This window comes from Myxococcus llanfairpwllgwyngyllgogerychwyrndrobwllllantysiliogogogochensis, assembly GCF_006636215.1.
Lineage (GTDB): Bacteria > Myxococcota > Myxococcia > Myxococcales > Myxococcaceae > Myxococcus > Myxococcus llanfairpwllgwyngyllgogerychwyrndrobwllllantysiliogogogochensis.
On sequence record NZ_VIFM01000024.1, the window covers coordinates 55,082 to 71,553 of the forward strand.

The following is a 16,472-nucleotide window of genomic DNA, read 5'->3' on the forward strand; positions in this document are numbered from 1 at the left end:
TGCGCCCGTGCTGATACCTCCCGACCCCATCCAGCGATTCTCGGACCTGTTCGAGCGCGCCAAACAGGCCATTCCGGTGGACCCCAACGCGGTGGTGGTGGCCACCGTGGGCGCCGACGGTCGCCCCAGCGCGCGCGTGGTGTTGCTCAAGGACTTCGACTCGCGCGGCTTCGTGTTCTTCACCAACCACGAGAGCCGCAAGGGCCGCGAGCTGCTCGCCCATCCCTTCGCCGCGCTGTGCTTCTACTGGCAGCCGCTGGAGGAGCAGGTCCGCGTGGAGGGCCGCGTGGAGGTCGTCTCCGACGAGGAGGCGGACGCGTACTTCAAGAGCCGCGCGCGCGGCAGCCAGGTGGGCGCGTGGGCCAGCCTCCAGAGCCAGCGGCTCGGCTCGCGCGACGAGTTGGAGACGCGCGTGGAGGACGTGGAGAAGCGCTACGCCGGAGCCGAGGTGCCCCGGCCTCCGCACTGGTCCGGCTTCCGCGTGGTGCCGGACCGCATCGAGTTCTGGCACTCGCGCCAAAGTCGCCTGCACGACCGACACGTCTACCTGCGCGAGCCGGATGGCTGGCACGCGCAGATGCTCTATCCGTGACGCGTCCCGCGCCGGTTACCAGGGCACCTCTTCGCCCTGGTAGTCGAAGAAGCGGCCACTGTGCTCGGCGCGCAGCCCGTCGATGATGTTCAGCATGCCGCGCACCGAGTCGCCTGGTGGCAGCGGCGCGTCCGGGCCGCCCATGTCCGTCTTCACCCAGCCGGGATGCAGCAACACGGAGACGATGCCCTGGCCACGCAAGTCATTGGACAGGTTGCGCACGCCCATGTTCAGCGCGACCTTGGACATCCGATAGGCATACGCACCGCCCTCGCTGTTCCCCGCGAGCGAGCCCATGCGAGACGTGACGTGCGCCACCTTGCGCGCGACACCACGCAGCAGTGCGGGCAACAACGCGCTGGTGACACGCAAGGGCCCCAGCGCGTTGACGGCGAACGTGCGCACCACGTCCGCGTAGTCCACGTCCGTCAAGGCGCACCACAGCCCCGGGACTCCCGCGTTGTTGATGAGCACATCCACCGGCTCGGTGCACACCGCCGAGGCGAAAGTCCTGACGCTGCGCTCCTCCGCCACGTCGAGCGGATGAAGACGCAGGCGCCCCGCACTGCCCCGTTTCAAGGGCTCCAGTCGCTGAAGCCCCTCCTCGGTGCGCACCCCGGCGTCGACGATGTCGCCGCGCTCGAGGAGCTGGTGGACAAACTCGAAACCAATGCCCCTGCTCGCTCCGGTGATGACGTAGCGCATACCCTTCATTAACGCGCCGAATGGTTGTCCTTGGCAAAACACGCGATGTTGTCGAGCACCGAGTGCACGCTGGTCACCGGAAAATTTGATTCAGGAGGGACAACCGATGACTGTCGCCGTCGTAGGAGGTGGGATTTCAGGTCTGGTCGTCGCCTGGCGATTGCGCTCACGCGGTAGGGCTGCCGTTGTCCTGGAGACATCCACCCGGCTCGGCGGGGCAGTGGGTACCCGACAGCACCAGGGCTTCCTCCTCGAAACAGGCCCCAACAGCTTCCTGGACCGCGAGCCCGCCACGCGAGAGCTGGCATCCGCGCTGAAACTGGAAGACAGGATTCGCGCGGCGGACCCGGCGGCGAAGCGACGGTATGTCTACACCCGAGGCCGGCTGCGCTCGGTGCCCGCGTCTCCGCCCGCGTTCCTCGGCTCGGACATCCTCCCGCTGGGCGCGAAGCTGCGCGTCATGGGGGAGCTGTTCAGTGGACGGGTGGCGGCGGGCGTCGATGAATCGCTGGCGGACTTCGGCAGGCGGCACCTGGGGCGCACCGCGACGCGGGTGCTGCTGGACGCGGTGCAGACGGGCATCTTCGCTGGAGACGTGGAGCGGCTGAGCGTGGGCGCCACGTTTCCGCAGCTCGTGAAGCTGGAGCGTGAGCACCGCAGTCTCATCCTGGGCGCCATCCGAGCACAGCGCGCCCAGCGCAAGGCCCTGCCCGCGGGCGGGACTCCGGCGCCGAAATTGAGCGGCGCGCTGAGCACCTTCGAGGGCGGGTTGGGGACACTCATCGACACGCTGGGCACCTCGCTGGGAGACGCTGTGCGCGTGGGCGCCACGGTGGAGGGCCTGACGCGCGTGGACGGCGGCTGGCGACTGGCGGTGAGCGAGCAGGGACGGCGCGCGGAGCTGGACGCGAGCGAAGTCGTGCTGGCGGCGCCCGCATACGTGACGCAGGGGCTGCTGCATCCCCTGGACGCGGAGCTGGCGGCGCGCGTGGGCGGCATCGAGTACGCGCCCATCGCCGTGGTGCACCTGGGCTTCGACGCGGGGACGACGCCCGCACCGGACGGCTTCGGCTTCCTCGTCCCTCCCACCGAGGGACGCCGCTTGCTGGGCTCCATCCACGCCTCCACCGTGTTCCCCTTCCGCGTGGAGGCGGGCCGCGTGCTGTACACCTGCATGGTGGGCGGCGCGAAGCGGCCGGACCTGGTGGGGCTGGACGAGCCCGCGCTGGTGGCCCTGGCGCGCGAGGAGCTGAAGGCGCTCGCGGGTGTCACCGCGACGCCGTCGCTCACGCAGGTCTACCGCTGGCCTCGGGGCATCCCCCAGTACACGGTGGGACACCTGGAGCGGATGGCCGCCGTGGACCAGGGGCTTGGCCGCTGGCCCGGGCTCCACCTGGCGGGCAACGCCTACAAGGGCGTGGGGCTCAACGACTGCATCCGCAACGGGCTCCAGCTCGCGGACGCGTTGCTCGCGGCGAGCCCCCGGGGATGACCGTTCGGCCCCGGGGGGCGACCGTCCAGCCCGGGGCCGTCATCGCGAAGCGGGCGCCACGTCAGACTGGGCGTGCATGCTGCCAAGACTCAGGAGCCCGCAATGCTCACCTTGCCCACCCCCCTCCTCGTCTTCGCGGCCATCCTCCTCTTCCCCGTCGTCCTCGTCGGCAGCATCCTCGTCGACGCCTTCGAGCTGGAGGTGGAGGAGCAGCCCGCGCGGTGATGACTCCGAGGGTGTAGGCTCCCTCCGGAGCATGTCGGAGAAGCCAGAAGGGTCCATCGTCCGCGCCACGCTGCGGGCCCTCGCGGAGCCCCGCAGGCTCGTGCCCATCCTCCTGGTGTCCGCGCCCCTGGTCGCCGCGCAGACGCGCTTCAGCCACGAAGCGCTCGCGCCCCACCTGGGCGTGCTGATGTGCCTGCTCTTCGTGGCCGTGGCCCCCGTCTCCTACCGCGTCCTCTTTCCCGGCGGGCTCGACTTGAGCCACGGCGGCGTGCGCGTGTTGATGTACGGCACGGTGGGAAGTGGCGTGGTGCTCACCTCCGGCTTCGTGTTGCCGAAGCTGCTGGGCATGGGGCCCACGTTCCTGACGCAGCCCACCAACCTCATCGTGTGCAACGCGCTGTTCCTCGTGGGCGGTTGGGGCCTGGGGCGGGACATCGGCTTCGAGGAGACGCTGGCGAAGGAGCGCGCCCGCGCGACCCGCTTCGCGCTGGAAGCGGAGCAGGCGCAGTTGCTCGCGCTGCGCAGCCACCTGGACCCGCACTTCCTCTTCAACACGCTCAACGCCATCGCGGAGTGGTGCCGCGAGGACGGCGCCGTGGCGGAGGCCGCCGTGCTGCGGCTGTCCACCATGCTGCGCTCGGTGCTCGCCGGCGTGCGCAAGGCCACCTGGCCGCTGTCGGAGGAGCTGGCGCTGATGCGCACCCTCTTCGACCTGCACCTGTTGAGAGACCCGGAGCTGTTCCAGCTCGCGCTGGACGTCGCGCCGGGCGCGGAGGACGTGCCCGTGCCGCCGCTCGTGCTGCTGCCCCTGGCGGAGAACGCGGTGAAACACGGCCCGGCCGCGGGACACCGGGGGCGCCTGTCGCTGGGCGTGCGCGTGCGCGAGCGTGAAGTCGAGGTCGCGATAGAGAACCCCGGAGCGTCCAAGGGCCCGCGCGAAGGCAGCGCGGGATTGCCCACCGTGGAGCGGCGCCTCGCGCTGGCCTATGGCGACCGGGCCCACCTGTCCCTGAGTAGCGAAGCGGGCCGCACCCGCGTCACCGTCACCCTGCCCCGCTCGGGCCCCTTGCATGGAGTCGTCACGTGAGCCCACCGCTGCGAGTCCTCATCGCCGATGACGAGCTGCTCGCCCGCAAGCGGCTGTCGCGCCTGCTGGGCGCCCTGCCCGACGTGGAGGTGTGCGGCGAGGCCTCGGATGGGGAGGCCGTGCTCGCCGCGGTGCGCGCGGGCGGCGTGGACGTGGTGCTGCTGGACATCCACATGCCCGGCCTCAGTGGCCTGGACGCGCTGGCCCTGCTCCCCGAGGGACGCCCGCGCGTCATCCTTTGCACCGCGCACGCCGAGCACGCCGTGGAGGCCTTTGAACACGGCGCCGTGGACTACGTGCTCAAGCCCGTGGAGCCCGCGCGACTGCAGAAGGCGCTGGAGCGCACCCGGGCGCGAATCGAGGCGGACGCCCGCCCGCGGGACACCCCGGCTCCGGAGAAGACCGCGCCCCGAGCGCTGGCGCGGCTGCCCATCCCCACGCGCCAGGGCATCGTCCTGGTGGATCCGGAGACGATTTCCCACGCGTCGCTCGATGACGAACTGGTGACGGTGTTCACCACGCAGGGCGAGTTCCTCACCGACTTCACCCTCAATGAGCTGGCGGAGAAGCTGCCGGAGGAGCTCTTCCACCGCGTCCACCGCAGGGCGCTGCTCAACCTGCGTCACGTCGCGCGACTGGAGCCCCTGGAGACGGGAGGCTACCTGGCACGAACGGCGCGGGGACACGCGGTGGAGATCAGCCGTCAATCCGCGCGGGAGCTGCGGCGGATGCTGGGATTGCGCCGAGGCGCCGAGGACGAAGGCTGAAGTCCTTCGCGAGGTTTGCCGCGGCGAGAGAGGGCCTCCGTAGCCCCTCGTCTCCGCGCGCGGCCATTCAACCTCGTCGAAGCTCACTGCATGACTCCCACTTCGGAGTCATCCCTGCTCGCGGCGCGCCCAGCTCACGCCGCGTTCCGGACTACTGAACGCTCACTTCGACTTCGACGCTGCCGCCGTTCACCGTGCGCAGGAAGGTGACGGTGCCGCGCTCGGTCCACTTCGGAGAAGTGCCCTTGCCCAGGCTGTACGCGGAGGCGACGCCGAGGTTCTGGTTGAAGCTCATGACGCGAACCTCGCTGTCGCTCGTCTGCGACGTGAAGTAGACGATGATGCGGCGATCATTCGGCGCCCACTGCACGCCGGTGCTGCTCGCGGGCGTGGGGACGAAGGCCGGGTCATTGGTCCGGGTGCAGCCCGCGTTCGTCAGCTGATCCAGGTCCTTGCCATTGGCCTTCACGCTCCAGAACGAAGAAAGCCCCGAGCGCTTCTTCGACTGGAACAGGATGCGCTTGCCATCCGGCGTCCACGACGGGTCCTGGTCGTCATGGCCCGACGTCAGCTTGTCGTCCTTGCCGTTCTTCACGTTGTAGACGTGCAGCTCCGTGCGCGTCACCTCATCGCCCGCCTTCCACGAGTCGGGCAGCTTCGCGTAGACCACTTCACGGCCATCCGGAGACACCGACGGCGCGCCGCTGCGCTGGGCGATCATCGTCGGCTTGCCATCCTGCACCGCGTACAGCGACTGGCTGCCGGTCAGGTAGACGATGATGCGACGGTCGGCGACGAGTCCTTCCACTTCCAGGGCGCCGGACTGCTCCACCACGACAACGTCCTGCGTGGAAGCGGCTTCCAGGTCCGCGTCTCCGCACGCGGTCAGCGCCAGGGAAGAAGCCATCCACATCACGAGGGTGCCACGACGGGCGAGGCTTCGGACTTCATTCGGATGCATACGGTCCTCTGAGTGAAATTTCCGCTGCTGAGTACGAATAGTGACAAACCAGTCTGACCCGCACTCACAGGTATTTCACGTCAATAGGCGTGAACAATCCACCCAGTCTCAATTGACCCGCTGAGTACCTGACGCGGCCTCTCGCACCGCGTCACCGCGTCACGAACAGCGACGGCACACGCGCTGCGTCGTCACCGAGGACCTCAGAGAGAACCTGGTATGCAGGAGTAGGAAGCGTGGCACCGGCGCGTGCACAGCGGGCAGCCTCGTCCAATGTGCGTGCGGGCGTGGTGCAGTAGGACTCGCGCCAGTGTTCCTGGAGCGTCTGGGCGAAGCGCGCGCTCATCTGTTCCACGCGCTCCTCGAGCCAGGACTCCGGCGGCGTGAAGTTCGCGCGGCGAGGGGACACGTCGCCGGGGCCGAAGGTGACGTCGTGCTCGTACGCGGACTCGGACAGGTGGTCCTGGAGCACCGCCGACATGGGCCCACGCCGGGCATCCAGTACGCCTGAAGACGACAAGGTGAGTTCGTGTTCCACCGACAGACGCAGTGCGTGGAACTCGAAGGTGCGAGCTACATCTCTGTAGCGCGTCACGGCGACGGTGAAGCTGCGGGTGTACGTGTGCACCTTGGTCACCTTGCGCGTCTTCTTCTCGCCGTTCTTGTCCGTGTACTCCTCTTCCACGTCATAGGGCACCTCCACCGTCTCCGTGCGCTCCTCGTGGTCGGTGTAGGGGACCTTCTCGGTATAGGGGGCGGTCAGCTCGACGGAGCGGCTGTCGCGGAGCGTGGTGAAGCGGCCGGCCAGCGACAGCTCGGGATGGTGGCTCGCGGCGGGAGAGAACCAGGGCGAGGACTCGAAGGCGCGCGTGAGGCGGGTGCGCAAAAGCTCCATGCGCGCGGAGTCCAGGCCGCCCACCTGGCCCGTCCATGACGGCGCCGCGGTGAGTTCGGGCGCTGGCGGCGGCTCGGGAGCGAACTCGCGCCAGTGACGGCAGTAGCGCGACACGAGTTCCCGCCAGTGGGGCGCGTCGTCCGAGGGCACGTCGCGCAACCGCTGGCACACCTCCTTGCCGCTCTGGACCACCACGGACTCCATCTCCCGCTGGATGACGACCATCTCCTTGTGTGAGAGCAACGGCCGCTTGCGCACGAGCGTCTCCTCCGCCGTCAGCGCGAGCCCCAGCTTCGCGGGACTGCTGATGGTGAGCCGCAGGTGTTTGTGCGTGCCCTCCATCTCCTCCAGCAGAGAGCTCTCCAGGCCACCGTTGAGCTTGGAGTTCCACTGCGCGCGGCGGTCGAGGAAGCGCAGGAGGTCGTCCTCCGCCTTCTCGTCGATGCCCTCCAGGCGATAGCGCCGGGCGTTGCCCAGCAGCTGTCCCAGTGCCTTGCCGCGCAGGCCGTCGCGCTCGGAGACGAGTTCCTTCTCGAAGGGGTTCTTGGTGACGAGCTCGTCGTAGATGGCGGCGGCCTCCACGAACTGGCCGTTGCGCGCCAGCTCATCGGCACGACCGCGCAGGGTGGCACAGGCACTACCGAGAACGACGAGCAGCAACAGCGGCGGAAGGAGTCTGAACATGAGCGCGGAGGCAGGGGTGCTCGGCCGCTGACGCGGCGGGCAGCCGGATATTCAACCCGAGCCGGGCCTGCTCGCAATGAACAACCCGCCGAACGACGGCCCGGCGGGTCTCACGCCCCGTGCGCTGGAGACGAGGTGAGTGGAGCGCCGCCGGGCGTCAGCCGCTTCGGGCCTCACGCGCCGGGCGCTGGAGACGGGGACACGAGGGGTGTGGCACCGAAGGACGTCAGCCGCTTCGGGACTCACGCGCACCGCCAGGCAGGCGGCAGCTCCGTTCGAGCGCGCTCACCCCACGGGCCATTCGTGTACGGGGCGCCCCGAGGCGGCGTGCTCCAGGTAGCGCTCCAGCATCGCGGCCAGCGCATCCTGTCGTGGCATCTGCGCCTCCAGGTGGGTCAGCATCTGTCGCTGCCAGCGCGCGCCCGTGCGCCGCAGGTCCACGCGCTGGGAGATGATGTCGAGCATCCGGTTCGCCTCGTCGACCTCCACGCCCGCCGACAAGAGCCCCCGTCGGGCCACCGGGATGAGCTGGCGCAGCAAGTCCACCACGGGCACGACGCGGGGGCTCGGCGCGGACTCGCCCGGCCACAGCAGCTCCGCGTCCAGCCCCCGCCGCGACGCACGCATGAAGTTCCCCGCGGCATGCGCGAAGGGCAGCGCCGGCAGGAGCGCATCCATTCGCTCGGCCAGCCCGAGCGTCAGCCCCAGCAGGAAGGCGCCATTCGCCACCATGTCCACGACCGTCGGGCCCGCGGGCAACGCGCGCAGCTCGATGCGCAGGTGGCCCTCGTCCTTCGGGTCATAGACCGCGCGATTCCAGGTCCACACGGTGCCCTGGTGAAGCCGCAGCTCCTCCAGGCCGGGCACGCCCCCCGCCGCCACGCGCTCCAGCGGAGACTCGTGCCCCACGACAGGCAACAGCGGCGCGTGCAACGCCACGGCCTCCGCGAACAACTCGTACGCGCCCTCGCGAGCCCACCCGTGTCCGAATGTCACGCGCGCGTGGGGTTGGAAGCCGCCCTCTCCCGGCTCGCCCCGGTCATCCACCGCCTGACGGAACAGCGCCACCCGCGTCTCGTCCCAGAGCTTGCGCCCCAGGAACAGCGGCGAGTTACCGGAGACGGCCAGCGCCGGCGCGGTGGCCAGCTGCGCGGCGTTGTACAGGCGCGCGAAGTCCTTCGGCGTCACGCGCAGGTGGAACTGGAGCGACGTATTCGCTCCCTCTAGCGTCACGTCGTCCCACGCGAGCTTCAGCGCCTCCTCTTCACCGGTGATGGCCACCTGGAAGGGCGCCGCGCGCCGCTGGCGGATGGCCGCGTTGAGCGCGTGGTAGCGCGGCTGGGCGGTCAACGCGTTGGGGCCCAGGTCCGCCTCGCGCAGCGTGGGGAGGATGCCAATCGCCGCCACCCGCGCACCCTGCGTCGCCGCCGCGCGCCGCACCTCGGCGAGCGAGTCCTCGAACTCCGCCTCGAGCGCGGTGAAGGGCCTGCCCGACAGCGGACCGGGGCGCAGGTTCACCTCCAGGTTGAAGCGGTCCATCTCCAGCGTCACGCGCGGGTCCACCGTCTGCGCGAGCACCTGCCGGTTCACCGGCAACGGAAAGCCCCGGGCGTCCACGAGGAACAGCTCCAGCTCCGCGCCAATCGTCGGCGGCCCCTCACCGAAGCCCGGCCGCGCCAGGAGCACACGCAGCGCCTCCAGGTTCTCGTCGAGCCGCCGCGAGAACCGCGCGTAGTCTCCTGGAAGGAATTCCTCCTGCTCAATCGCGAGCCCCATGGCCGGACAGGATGTGCACGGTCGCCCGCACCGGCAGCACGCGCCGGGGGCTCGCCGGGTCGCCCGCCAGGCATGCCGGGTGGGAGTCTTCGCGCGCCCCGTGCCCAGCGGCCCGCGCGGCCCCGGGTGACGCCGGCCCGGGTGTGTTATCTGGGGCCCTGGCCATGCCGTCCGACACGCCCACCAACCTCTACGATTTGACGCGGCCCGCGCTGGGCGCGCTGCTGTCCGACTGGGGCTTCCGACCCCACCACCGCGACGTGCTGTGGTCCGGGCTGTACCGTCAGCAGGCGCGAGCGCTCGACGAAGTGGAGGGCCTGCGCTCCGACTTGCGCGACACACTGCGTGAGCGCACCCGCTTGAGCCACCTGGCCACGCACCACGAGGCCTTCAGCTCCGACGGCTTCACCCACAAGCTCCTGCTGCGCCTGGAAGACGGCCAGACGATTGAAACCGTCCTCATGCGTTTCAAGGGACGTGCGACGGTGTGCATCAGCACCCAGGCGGGGTGCGCCATGGGCTGTGTCTTCTGTGCCACGGGACAGATGGGTCTTTCACGCCACCTCACCCCCGGCGAAATCGTGGGGCAGATCCTCCACGTGCAGCGCATCCTCCGCGCGTCCGGCGAGTCGCTGCGCAACGTCGTCCTCATGGGCATGGGCGAGCCGCTGCACAACTACGACAACACCCTGGCCGCGGTGGATGTCCTGGTGGACCCGTTGGGCCTGGCGCTGGCGCCGCGCTTCATCACGCTGAGCACCGTGGGCGTGGTGCCCGGCATCCGCCGGCTCGCGGACGAGGACCGTCCGGTGCAGTTGGCCGTCAGCCTCCACGGCGCCACCGACGCGGAGCGCGCCGCACTGGTGCCCGCGGGACGTCGCTGGCCGCTGGCCGAGCTGATGGACGCGTGCCGCTACTACATCGCCCGACGCAAGCGCCGCATCTTCTTCGAGTGGACGCTCATCGCGGGCCGCAACGACACGTCGGAGCACGCGCACACGCTGGGCGCGCTGCTGGGCGGCATGGACGCGCACGTCAACGTCATCCCCCTCAACCCCACGGTGGGCTACGACGGTGACCCGAGTCAGCCCGCATCGGTGCGCGCCTTCCAGGACGTGCTGATGTCGCACGGTGTCCCCAGCACCGTGCGTCAACGCCGGGGCATCGACATCGACGCGGGTTGTGGTCAGCTCAAGTCCGCCGTGGAGCGACGCTCCCGCCGTTCACTTCCCACCAGCCCGTGAGCAGGTGGCGGGTTGGGCGCGCGCATGTCAGGCGCCCCCGTTAACGTGCGCCGCCGGCGAATGCGGTCCCGGTCCCACACCAGATTTCGCAAGCTTGTGTCGTTGGAGGACACCCGCGAGGTTTCCGCGGGGGGCCTCTTGCACGCTCCATGGCCGTGGGCACATTCTTTCCATCGGCTTCCCAGGGGAGGTGGGCGATGCTTTCCATCCAGGAGCACGCAACGACGGAAGAAGCGAGCAGCGACCTGCTCGACTTCATCCTCCAGCCGTCCAACTGGCTCGCGGTCATTCGTCGGGAGACAGACCCCGCCGCGTGGCCCGGGCAGAACACGCTCTATCAACGACGCGTGGGTGCGCTGCGCATCTGCGCTTCCGTCGACGTCTCCGACGGACTCGAAGTCTCGCTCCACATCGCGTTCCGCGCGCCGGGCCTCACGCCGGTGAAGGCCGCGGACCATCTGGAGAGCTTCCTCAAGCAGCGGCTGCCGCTGACACCCAACTCCGAGTGGCAGGTGGAAGTGGACGAGCGCCGGTGGATTCACTTCTCCCGGCGCTACGCGGCCTCGCACCTCACGGCGTGAGCGGCTCCAGGCGGTAGTGGCGCAGGGGCTGCGCCACGTTCTTCACCGGTGTCTCCGCGAGCGCGCCGAAGCGCAGTCGCTGGACGAACGGCTCCCGCGAGCCCACCAGTGCCTCCCGCGCGCTCGCCATCACCAGCGTCTCCCGGAAGCCCGCGAGCGACTGGAGTCGCGCCGCCTGGTTCATCCCACTGGAGAACGCCGTGTACTGCCGGTTGGGGCCGAAGAGGCCGCAGTTGGCGTTCGCCAGGTTGACGCCCACGGCGACGCCCAGGCCCGGCAGCTTCACGCGTTCGCACAGCGCCATCACTTCCTCGCGAGCGCCCAGCGCGGCGGTGAGCGCCTGGATGTCACACGCTGCGCGCACCGCTGCCTGCGAGCGCTCCACGCGGCTGGACTTGAAGAAGGGCGGGCCGAAGAGGCCGATGACGCAGTCGCCCACCATCTTGTCGAACACGCCGCCGTGCTCCCAGATGCAGTCCACGGCGCGCGCGCTCCACTCGTCCACGAAGCGGGCGATGCTGCGCGGGCTGTCGAAGCCGTGTTCGCAGATGCGGGTGAAGCCGTTGATGTCCGCGAAGAGGATGCCCACTTCCTGGTCCTGCGCGCGCAGGTGCTGGGCGTAGTTGGGGTCCTGCAACAGCGCGTCGATGATGGCGTTGGGGAAGAACTGCGACAGGTGGATGCGCTCGCGGTTGTAGTCGAGCAGGCGCTGGCTGAGCGTGGAGGCCAGGACGCGGATGAGGTCCATGGCGTAGGCGGAGAAGCCCTCGTCGCAGGAGACCGCGATTTTCCCCAGGGGCTCGCTGGTGGCGGCGCCGGAGATGAGTACCGCCTCGGTGGTGCGGCCGGGGAGCAGCTGGCGCAGCGCGGAGACCTCGGCGGCCAGGAGCCGGTGGCCGTGCTGGCGCAGGGCCTTCTCCAGGTCCGGACTGGGCTGCTCGCCGCTTTCGAACTCCAGGTGGCCGTGGCGGTACATGCGGTAGTGCAGCACCTGCGCCCGCACCGCGTCGCGGTAGAGCAACAGGAAGGTCGGCAGGCGCACGCGCTGGGCCAGCGTCAGCACCGCCTGGTCCATGCCCACCTCGAACACGGGGTTGGCCAGGTGCGCGTTGCACTGGATGATGAGCTGGTGCTTCTCCGACGCGGTGTGGACCATGCACAGCACCGTGTCGAGCTGCTCGGCGATGGTGTCCAGCAAGCGCAGGACTCGCGCCGAGGCCTCCGGTGACGCGTGGTCTCCGGTGAAGAGCAGGCCGAAGGAGCCCACGCGGTCTCCAGCGACATCGAGCGGCTGGGTGACGAGCGTCGCCTCTCCCAGGCGCCGGACGCCGGAGGGGCCTTCCAGCAGGGGCCCGGGGAAGTCCTCGCCCCAGTCGCCCTCGCACCAGGTCTGCACTCGCAGGTCCTCGTCACGCGTCGTCAGCGCCACGGCGCGGGCGCCGGTGAGGGCGAGGATGGGCGGGAAGCAGCGGCGGAAGGACTGGGTGAGGTTCTCTCGTTCCCGGAGGCTCTCTTCCAGCAGGTCATCCACGGCGCGCTGAAGGGCGCGCAGCGCCTTGTACTCTTCCAGACTCAAATCCGTGGACGGCGGTGCGTGCGGCGGATGCGTCATGAGCGCGTTCTACCGCCATGGACGCTGGCTGTCACAGGGCCGGCGTCTGGGGCTGCCCGCCCAGCACCTGTCCCCCGGCCACCTCGATGAGCCAGTAGCCCTCGTGACCGGCCTCGGTGGAGGAGCCCGCGCCGAAGATGTGGGGGCGCTCGGCGGTGGCGGGGTGGTGGTAGCGCTGGTGGATGTGGCCGTGGAGCACCGCGTAACGCGGGCCGGGGAGCAGGCGCAGCAGGGCCTGGGCGTCTCGGAGGCCGTGGTGCCAGTGGTCCGCCTGTCCCTTGCGCGTCAGGGGCGCGTGGTGGACGACGACGAACACGGCGCGCCCGTCCAGCCGAGGATCCTTCAGCAGGGCCGCCAGCCCCTCGAGTTGAGCGTCGCCGATGACGCCGTAGGACAGGCCCGGGGTCAGCGGGACGCGGGCGGACAGCAGGCCCACCACGGCGGCCTCGGTGCCCACGAGGCGCACGAAGGGGAAGGCGCCTTCGCGGCGGTACTCTGGAAGGTCGCTCTCCAGCAGGTGACCGAAGTGGCTCGCGAAGCGGCCCTTCTGGTGACTGCCCGGCGTGTAGACGTCGTGGTTGCCGGGGATGATGGTGCAGCGGCGCGGGTCGTCCGCCAGGGAGCCCAGCGCTTCGCGCGCGCCTCGGAACTCGCTGTCGAGCGCGTAGGCGGTGAGGTCACCGGAGAGGATGAAGTGGTCGGCCGTGTGGCGTTGCACCTCGCGGGCGATGGCGGAGAGGGCGTGGGGGGCGCGAGCGTAGCGCTTCGCGCGGCCACCCACGGTGAGCTCGGCCAGAGCGACCCAGCGACGCCAGCCAAGCCGGCGCAGGGGCAGCGCGAAGTAGTCGTCGGTGATGTGGACGTCGGAGCAGTGGATGAAGCGCATCGAATCTCCCGCCCGGGCAACGGCCGGCCGGGTGCCGGCATTCTCCCTGGATGCGGATGGAGGGGAAGAGACATCTCTGTGCGAGCAGGCGGCCCCGGGCGGGCTTGTGACGGAACCATGATGGAGACATGGACCCCAGTCGGCCTCCGGGTCGATGCGGGTTGGGATGCTTCTCCTCCTCAGGAGGAACGTCCATGCGTGAGCAGCCCCCCGACCCGGTTCTCGCAGGCACTCCCACGCGCGGCGTCTGGTGGCCCGGCTCCGAGGCAACACGCGGACTGCTGGCGCTGACCCTGGTCGGACTGCTCATCCACGTCCCGCGCGCCGAGGCCTATCCCATCCCACCCGTGACGCTGTGGCCTTTGACGCAAGAGGCGGAGCTCATCGTCTGGGCGGACGTCGAGCGAGTGCGCATCGCACCAAGAGACCGCGATGAACAAGGGATGACGACGAAATCGCGACGCTGAAGATCCGGGAGACGTGGAAGGGTTCGGTGCGTCCCGGGGAGCGCGTCGAGGTGCTGTTCTCCTCGGACATCCTGTGCCCGGCGCCACCTCGCTACGAACCCGGGCGCTCGGTCATCGCGTTCCTGTCCAACGGGAACGGTCGATGGTGGACCGTGGGCATGTCCTACGGAACGCGCCATCCGACGAACCCCGCCGATGTCGATGCGTATCGGCGCGTGGTGACGGCCGCCCGGGATGCGCAGGCCCGCTCGGCACCGCCTCATCGCAAGGAGACTGCCAACAGCGAGCAGGAACACCTGGACTGGCAGGTACGCGCCGCGCTTCATCCGGCGACACGCTGGGATGGACTGTACGAACTGTCACGGGGAGCCGCCGCGCTGACGCGAGCCCAGCGACAGCAACTGGCGCACGGCTTCACGACACAGCCGTCATTTGACCTTACGGTGGCGCAGATGCTCACCACCCTGCGTGGCTTCCCCCACAAGGATTTCGACCGGGCCACCGCGAATGTCCTCGAGACAGTCTTCGTGGAGCAGGGGGCGCCCCCCTGGATATCCAAGGCCTTCGACCTGCTGCGCGAACGTCACGGCGAGAAGCCCGAACCACGGACCCCTTGGTACAAGAGGGTGCCTTCGAAAAGCCCCATTGAAGCCAAGGCGGAACAAGCCAGGGCTCTCGCTCGGGACTGGCTGAGCTTCAAGAAGCGTCATGGCTTGAAGCCCCGACGGCTCGTGTTTCTCGCCGCGCCCCTCGTCGACGAAACAGGGGGGACCCTCCCCTTCTAGTGGCGGACGGTACCCTCCGTGCGCGACTCGCGCTCATGCCCCGACCCTCATTCTTGCCGCGTTGGTGGAGGCCGTCGCGCGTGCGCGGAGGCTGCGACCTGGGCGGCCTCGTGATGAAAGCATGATGCAGCGATGGAGTCCGCGTGAGCGACCTCCATGCATGGAACGGGATGCTCCTGCGCCACAGGAGCTGCCCTCATGCGTGAACAATCGCCCCTCGCACTTCGAACCGCGCCATCCACACTCGCTGCTTCTCGGTGGACAGCCGCCAGAGCGACACATCAACTTCTCGCCCTGACACTCGTCACGGTGCTCAGCCATGCGCCCCAAGCCAGGGCCTCATCTCCCGCTCCGCCGCATACGCTTTGGGAGCAGGCGCACGAAGCCCAGCTCATCGTCTGGGCAGAAGTCGAGAGCGTGCGCGAGCGGCCAAATGATCCGGAGGACTACGAGGGGTTGGGATACGTCGCCAGCGTGACCCTGGAGGTTCGTGAGACCTGGAAAGGCTCGGTACGCACCGGAGAGCGCGTCGAGACATTCATCCTGTCCGCGAGCCCATGCGACACGAATGTCCAGGTAGGGCTGACGGTCGTCGCGCTCCTCAACAAGGAGGATGGCCAATGGGTACCCGTGTGGCCGTTCTGTGGGACGCGCTTCGCAGCCAGCGACTCGGATGTGGCAGCCTACCGACGGGTGATCACAGCGGCCCGGCAGGCACTGGACCGATGGATTCAGGCACGACTCGCTGGGGAGACACCCGACTTCGAGGAGGCGCACTCGGACTGGAGGGTGCTCGCCGCCATCCATCCCGTGACACGCTGGGATGGCGTGTCCGGCCTGGGGTCCGAAGAGTTCGATGCGGTCCATTCATTCTACGACCCACGAGCGCCTCCCGACAGGTCGCGGGTCCAAGGCTATCGCGACGAACTGGCTCGCGACGTCGTCGCCTATCCCTCCTTCGACAACACCTTCGCGCTGTTGCTCAAGCTCCTTCGCGGCTTTCCCAACAAGGACGTCGACCGAGTGGTCGCGAATGTCCTCGAGACGGTCGTCACCGAGAACCCTCCACCTCACTGGGCCATCTTCGCCTTCGACCTGCTGCGCGAACGAATGGGTGAGCACCCTTCGCCACGTCCCCGTTGGAGCTACTCGTCGGAGAAGAGCTTCTCCGAAATCGAAGCCGGGAACGCCCAGGACTTCGTGCGCGAGTGGCCGGACTTCAAGCAACGTCACGGCCTGAAGCCCCAGCCCATCCAGCCCCCCGCGAAGTAACCCGTCCCTACTTCTTGCCGGGGCGCTTCAGGAGGTCGCCCAGACTCTTGCGCGCCTGATTCACCGGGTCCTGGATGCTCTTGGGCACGGGCAGTGCCGGCAACAATCCCTTCGCGATATCCATCGGGCTCCCCGCGTTCACCTTCGGCGACTTCAACGTTCCAGTGATGGTGAGCGGAATGGACACCGGCTCTTTCACCGGAACAGCCCCGCCGGTGAGTCCCGAGACGAAATCCTTGGACGCCTCAATCGTGCCCTTGAGCGCCAGCCGTTGATCCAACCCCACCCTGCCATCCAGCGTTCCGTTTCCCAGGTCGGTCTGGAACGACATGGGCTTGGTGAAAGAAACCCAGCCGTTCCTGACGCTGAACCGCGCATTCAAGTCCTTCAACTGCGTGCCCTTCCCCGCCTTCTCCACCGTCCCCGCCGCCCCCTTCTGCC

Annotated in this window: 16 protein-coding genes and 1 pseudogene; 10 read left to right on the forward strand and 7 right to left on the reverse strand. The window is 69.1% G+C overall.

Going from position 1 to position 16,472, the window contains the following annotated elements:
* Positions 1 to 7 precede the first annotated feature (7 nt).
* Positions 8 to 592, forward strand: a complete 585-nt coding sequence (gene pdxH, locus FJV41_RS08615) for a pyridoxamine 5'-phosphate oxidase (protein WP_141641942.1) — start codon at positions 8 to 10, stop codon at positions 590 to 592.
* Positions 593 to 607: 15 nt separating this feature from the next.
* Here pdxH and FJV41_RS08620 read toward each other — a convergent pair whose 3' ends face one another.
* Complete coding sequence (locus tag FJV41_RS08620; RefSeq protein ID WP_141641963.1) at positions 608 to 1,297, reverse strand: SDR family oxidoreductase; 690 nt, start codon at positions 1,295 to 1,297, stop codon at positions 608 to 610.
* 106 nt (positions 1,298 to 1,403) lie between these two features.
* On the opposite strand from FJV41_RS08620, the gene hemG reads away from it, so the two are divergent.
* From hemG to FJV41_RS08635, 4 genes are all read left to right on the forward strand, one after another.
* Positions 1,404 to 2,789 (forward strand): protoporphyrinogen oxidase, encoded by a 1,386-nt coding sequence (gene hemG / locus FJV41_RS08625; protein WP_141641943.1) that lies wholly within the window; start codon positions 1,404 to 1,406, stop codon positions 2,787 to 2,789.
* A 102-nt stretch (positions 2,790 to 2,891) separates the two neighbouring features.
* The gene (locus FJV41_RS54560) at positions 2,892 to 3,014 is read left to right on the forward strand and encodes a hypothetical protein (protein WP_256433504.1); all 123 of its coding nucleotides are present in this window, start codon (positions 2,892 to 2,894) and stop codon (positions 3,012 to 3,014) included.
* Between the two features lie 31 nt (positions 3,015 to 3,045).
* Positions 3,046 to 4,101 carry a sensor histidine kinase gene (locus tag FJV41_RS08630; RefSeq protein ID WP_141641944.1) on the forward strand — a complete coding sequence of 352 codons (1,056 nt, stop codon included), beginning with the start codon at positions 3,046 to 3,048 and terminating at the stop codon, positions 4,099 to 4,101.
* Positions 4,098 to 4,868, forward strand: coding sequence for a LytR/AlgR family response regulator transcription factor (locus FJV41_RS08635; protein WP_141641945.1), 771 nt, complete (start codon positions 4,098 to 4,100; stop codon positions 4,866 to 4,868). Before FJV41_RS08630 ends, FJV41_RS08635 begins: the two co-directional genes overlap by 4 nt.
* Before the next feature lie 151 nt (positions 4,869 to 5,019).
* Here FJV41_RS08635 and FJV41_RS08640 read toward each other — a convergent pair whose 3' ends face one another.
* The 3 genes from FJV41_RS08640 to FJV41_RS08650 all read right to left on the reverse strand — a co-directional run bounded on the left by FJV41_RS08640 (position 5,020) and on the right by FJV41_RS08650 (position 9,184).
* On the reverse strand, positions 5,020 to 5,775 hold the full coding sequence (locus FJV41_RS08640) for a TolB family protein (protein WP_246137096.1): 756 nt from the start codon (positions 5,773 to 5,775) through the stop codon (positions 5,020 to 5,022).
* A gap of 205 nt (positions 5,776 to 5,980) precedes the next feature.
* A complete protein-coding gene (locus FJV41_RS08645) occupies positions 5,981 to 7,408 on the reverse strand; it encodes a hypothetical protein (RefSeq protein WP_141641947.1) in 1,428 nt (475 codons plus the stop codon).
* A 285-nt stretch (positions 7,409 to 7,693) separates the two neighbouring features.
* Positions 7,694 to 9,184, reverse strand: a complete 1,491-nt coding sequence (locus tag FJV41_RS08650) for a glutamate-cysteine ligase family protein (protein WP_141641948.1) — start codon at positions 9,182 to 9,184, stop codon at positions 7,694 to 7,696.
* A 164-nt stretch (positions 9,185 to 9,348) separates the two neighbouring features.
* Between FJV41_RS08650 and rlmN the strand changes: the two genes are divergently transcribed.
* Together rlmN and FJV41_RS08660 are read left to right on the forward strand one after the other, a co-directional pair.
* The gene (rlmN, locus tag FJV41_RS08655; protein WP_141641949.1) at positions 9,349 to 10,428 is read left to right on the forward strand and encodes a dual-specificity RNA methyltransferase RlmN; all 1,080 of its coding nucleotides are present in this window, start codon (positions 9,349 to 9,351) and stop codon (positions 10,426 to 10,428) included.
* Positions 10,429 to 10,625: 197 nt separating this feature from the next.
* Positions 10,626 to 11,009, forward strand: a complete 384-nt coding sequence (locus FJV41_RS08660) for a hypothetical protein (protein WP_141641950.1) — start codon at positions 10,626 to 10,628, stop codon at positions 11,007 to 11,009.
* On the opposite strand, the gene FJV41_RS08665 is transcribed toward FJV41_RS08660, so the two are convergent.
* Both FJV41_RS08665 and FJV41_RS08670 read right to left on the reverse strand, forming a co-directional pair.
* The gene (locus tag FJV41_RS08665) at positions 10,999 to 12,621 is read right to left on the reverse strand and encodes an adenylate/guanylate cyclase domain-containing protein (protein WP_141641951.1); all 1,623 of its coding nucleotides are present in this window, start codon (positions 12,619 to 12,621) and stop codon (positions 10,999 to 11,001) included. The two genes, FJV41_RS08660 and FJV41_RS08665, sit on opposite strands and share 11 nt — an antisense overlap.
* A gap of 31 nt (positions 12,622 to 12,652) precedes the next feature.
* A complete protein-coding gene (locus FJV41_RS08670) occupies positions 12,653 to 13,507 on the reverse strand; it encodes a metallophosphoesterase family protein (RefSeq protein WP_141641952.1) in 855 nt (284 codons plus the stop codon).
* Between the two features lie 194 nt (positions 13,508 to 13,701).
* Here FJV41_RS08670 and FJV41_RS08675 point away from each other — a divergent pair, with 194 nt between their 5' ends.
* The 3 genes from FJV41_RS08675 to FJV41_RS08685 all read left to right on the forward strand — a co-directional run bounded on the left by FJV41_RS08675 (position 13,702) and on the right by FJV41_RS08685 (position 16,031).
* Positions 13,702 to 13,974 (forward strand): hypothetical protein, encoded by a 273-nt coding sequence (locus FJV41_RS08675; protein ID WP_141641953.1) that lies wholly within the window; start codon positions 13,702 to 13,704, stop codon positions 13,972 to 13,974.
* A gap of 26 nt (positions 13,975 to 14,000) precedes the next feature.
* Positions 14,001 to 14,759, forward strand: a complete 759-nt coding sequence (locus FJV41_RS08680; protein WP_141641954.1) for a hypothetical protein — start codon at positions 14,001 to 14,003, stop codon at positions 14,757 to 14,759.
* A gap of 417 nt (positions 14,760 to 15,176) precedes the next feature.
* Positions 15,177 to 16,031, forward strand: coding sequence for a hypothetical protein (locus tag FJV41_RS08685; protein WP_141641955.1), 855 nt, complete (start codon positions 15,177 to 15,179; stop codon positions 16,029 to 16,031).
* 7 nt (positions 16,032 to 16,038) lie between these two features.
* Here FJV41_RS08685 and FJV41_RS08690 read toward each other — a convergent pair.
* Positions 16,039 to 16,472: pseudogene (locus tag FJV41_RS08690) on the reverse strand (AsmA-like C-terminal region-containing protein); the annotation flags it as partial.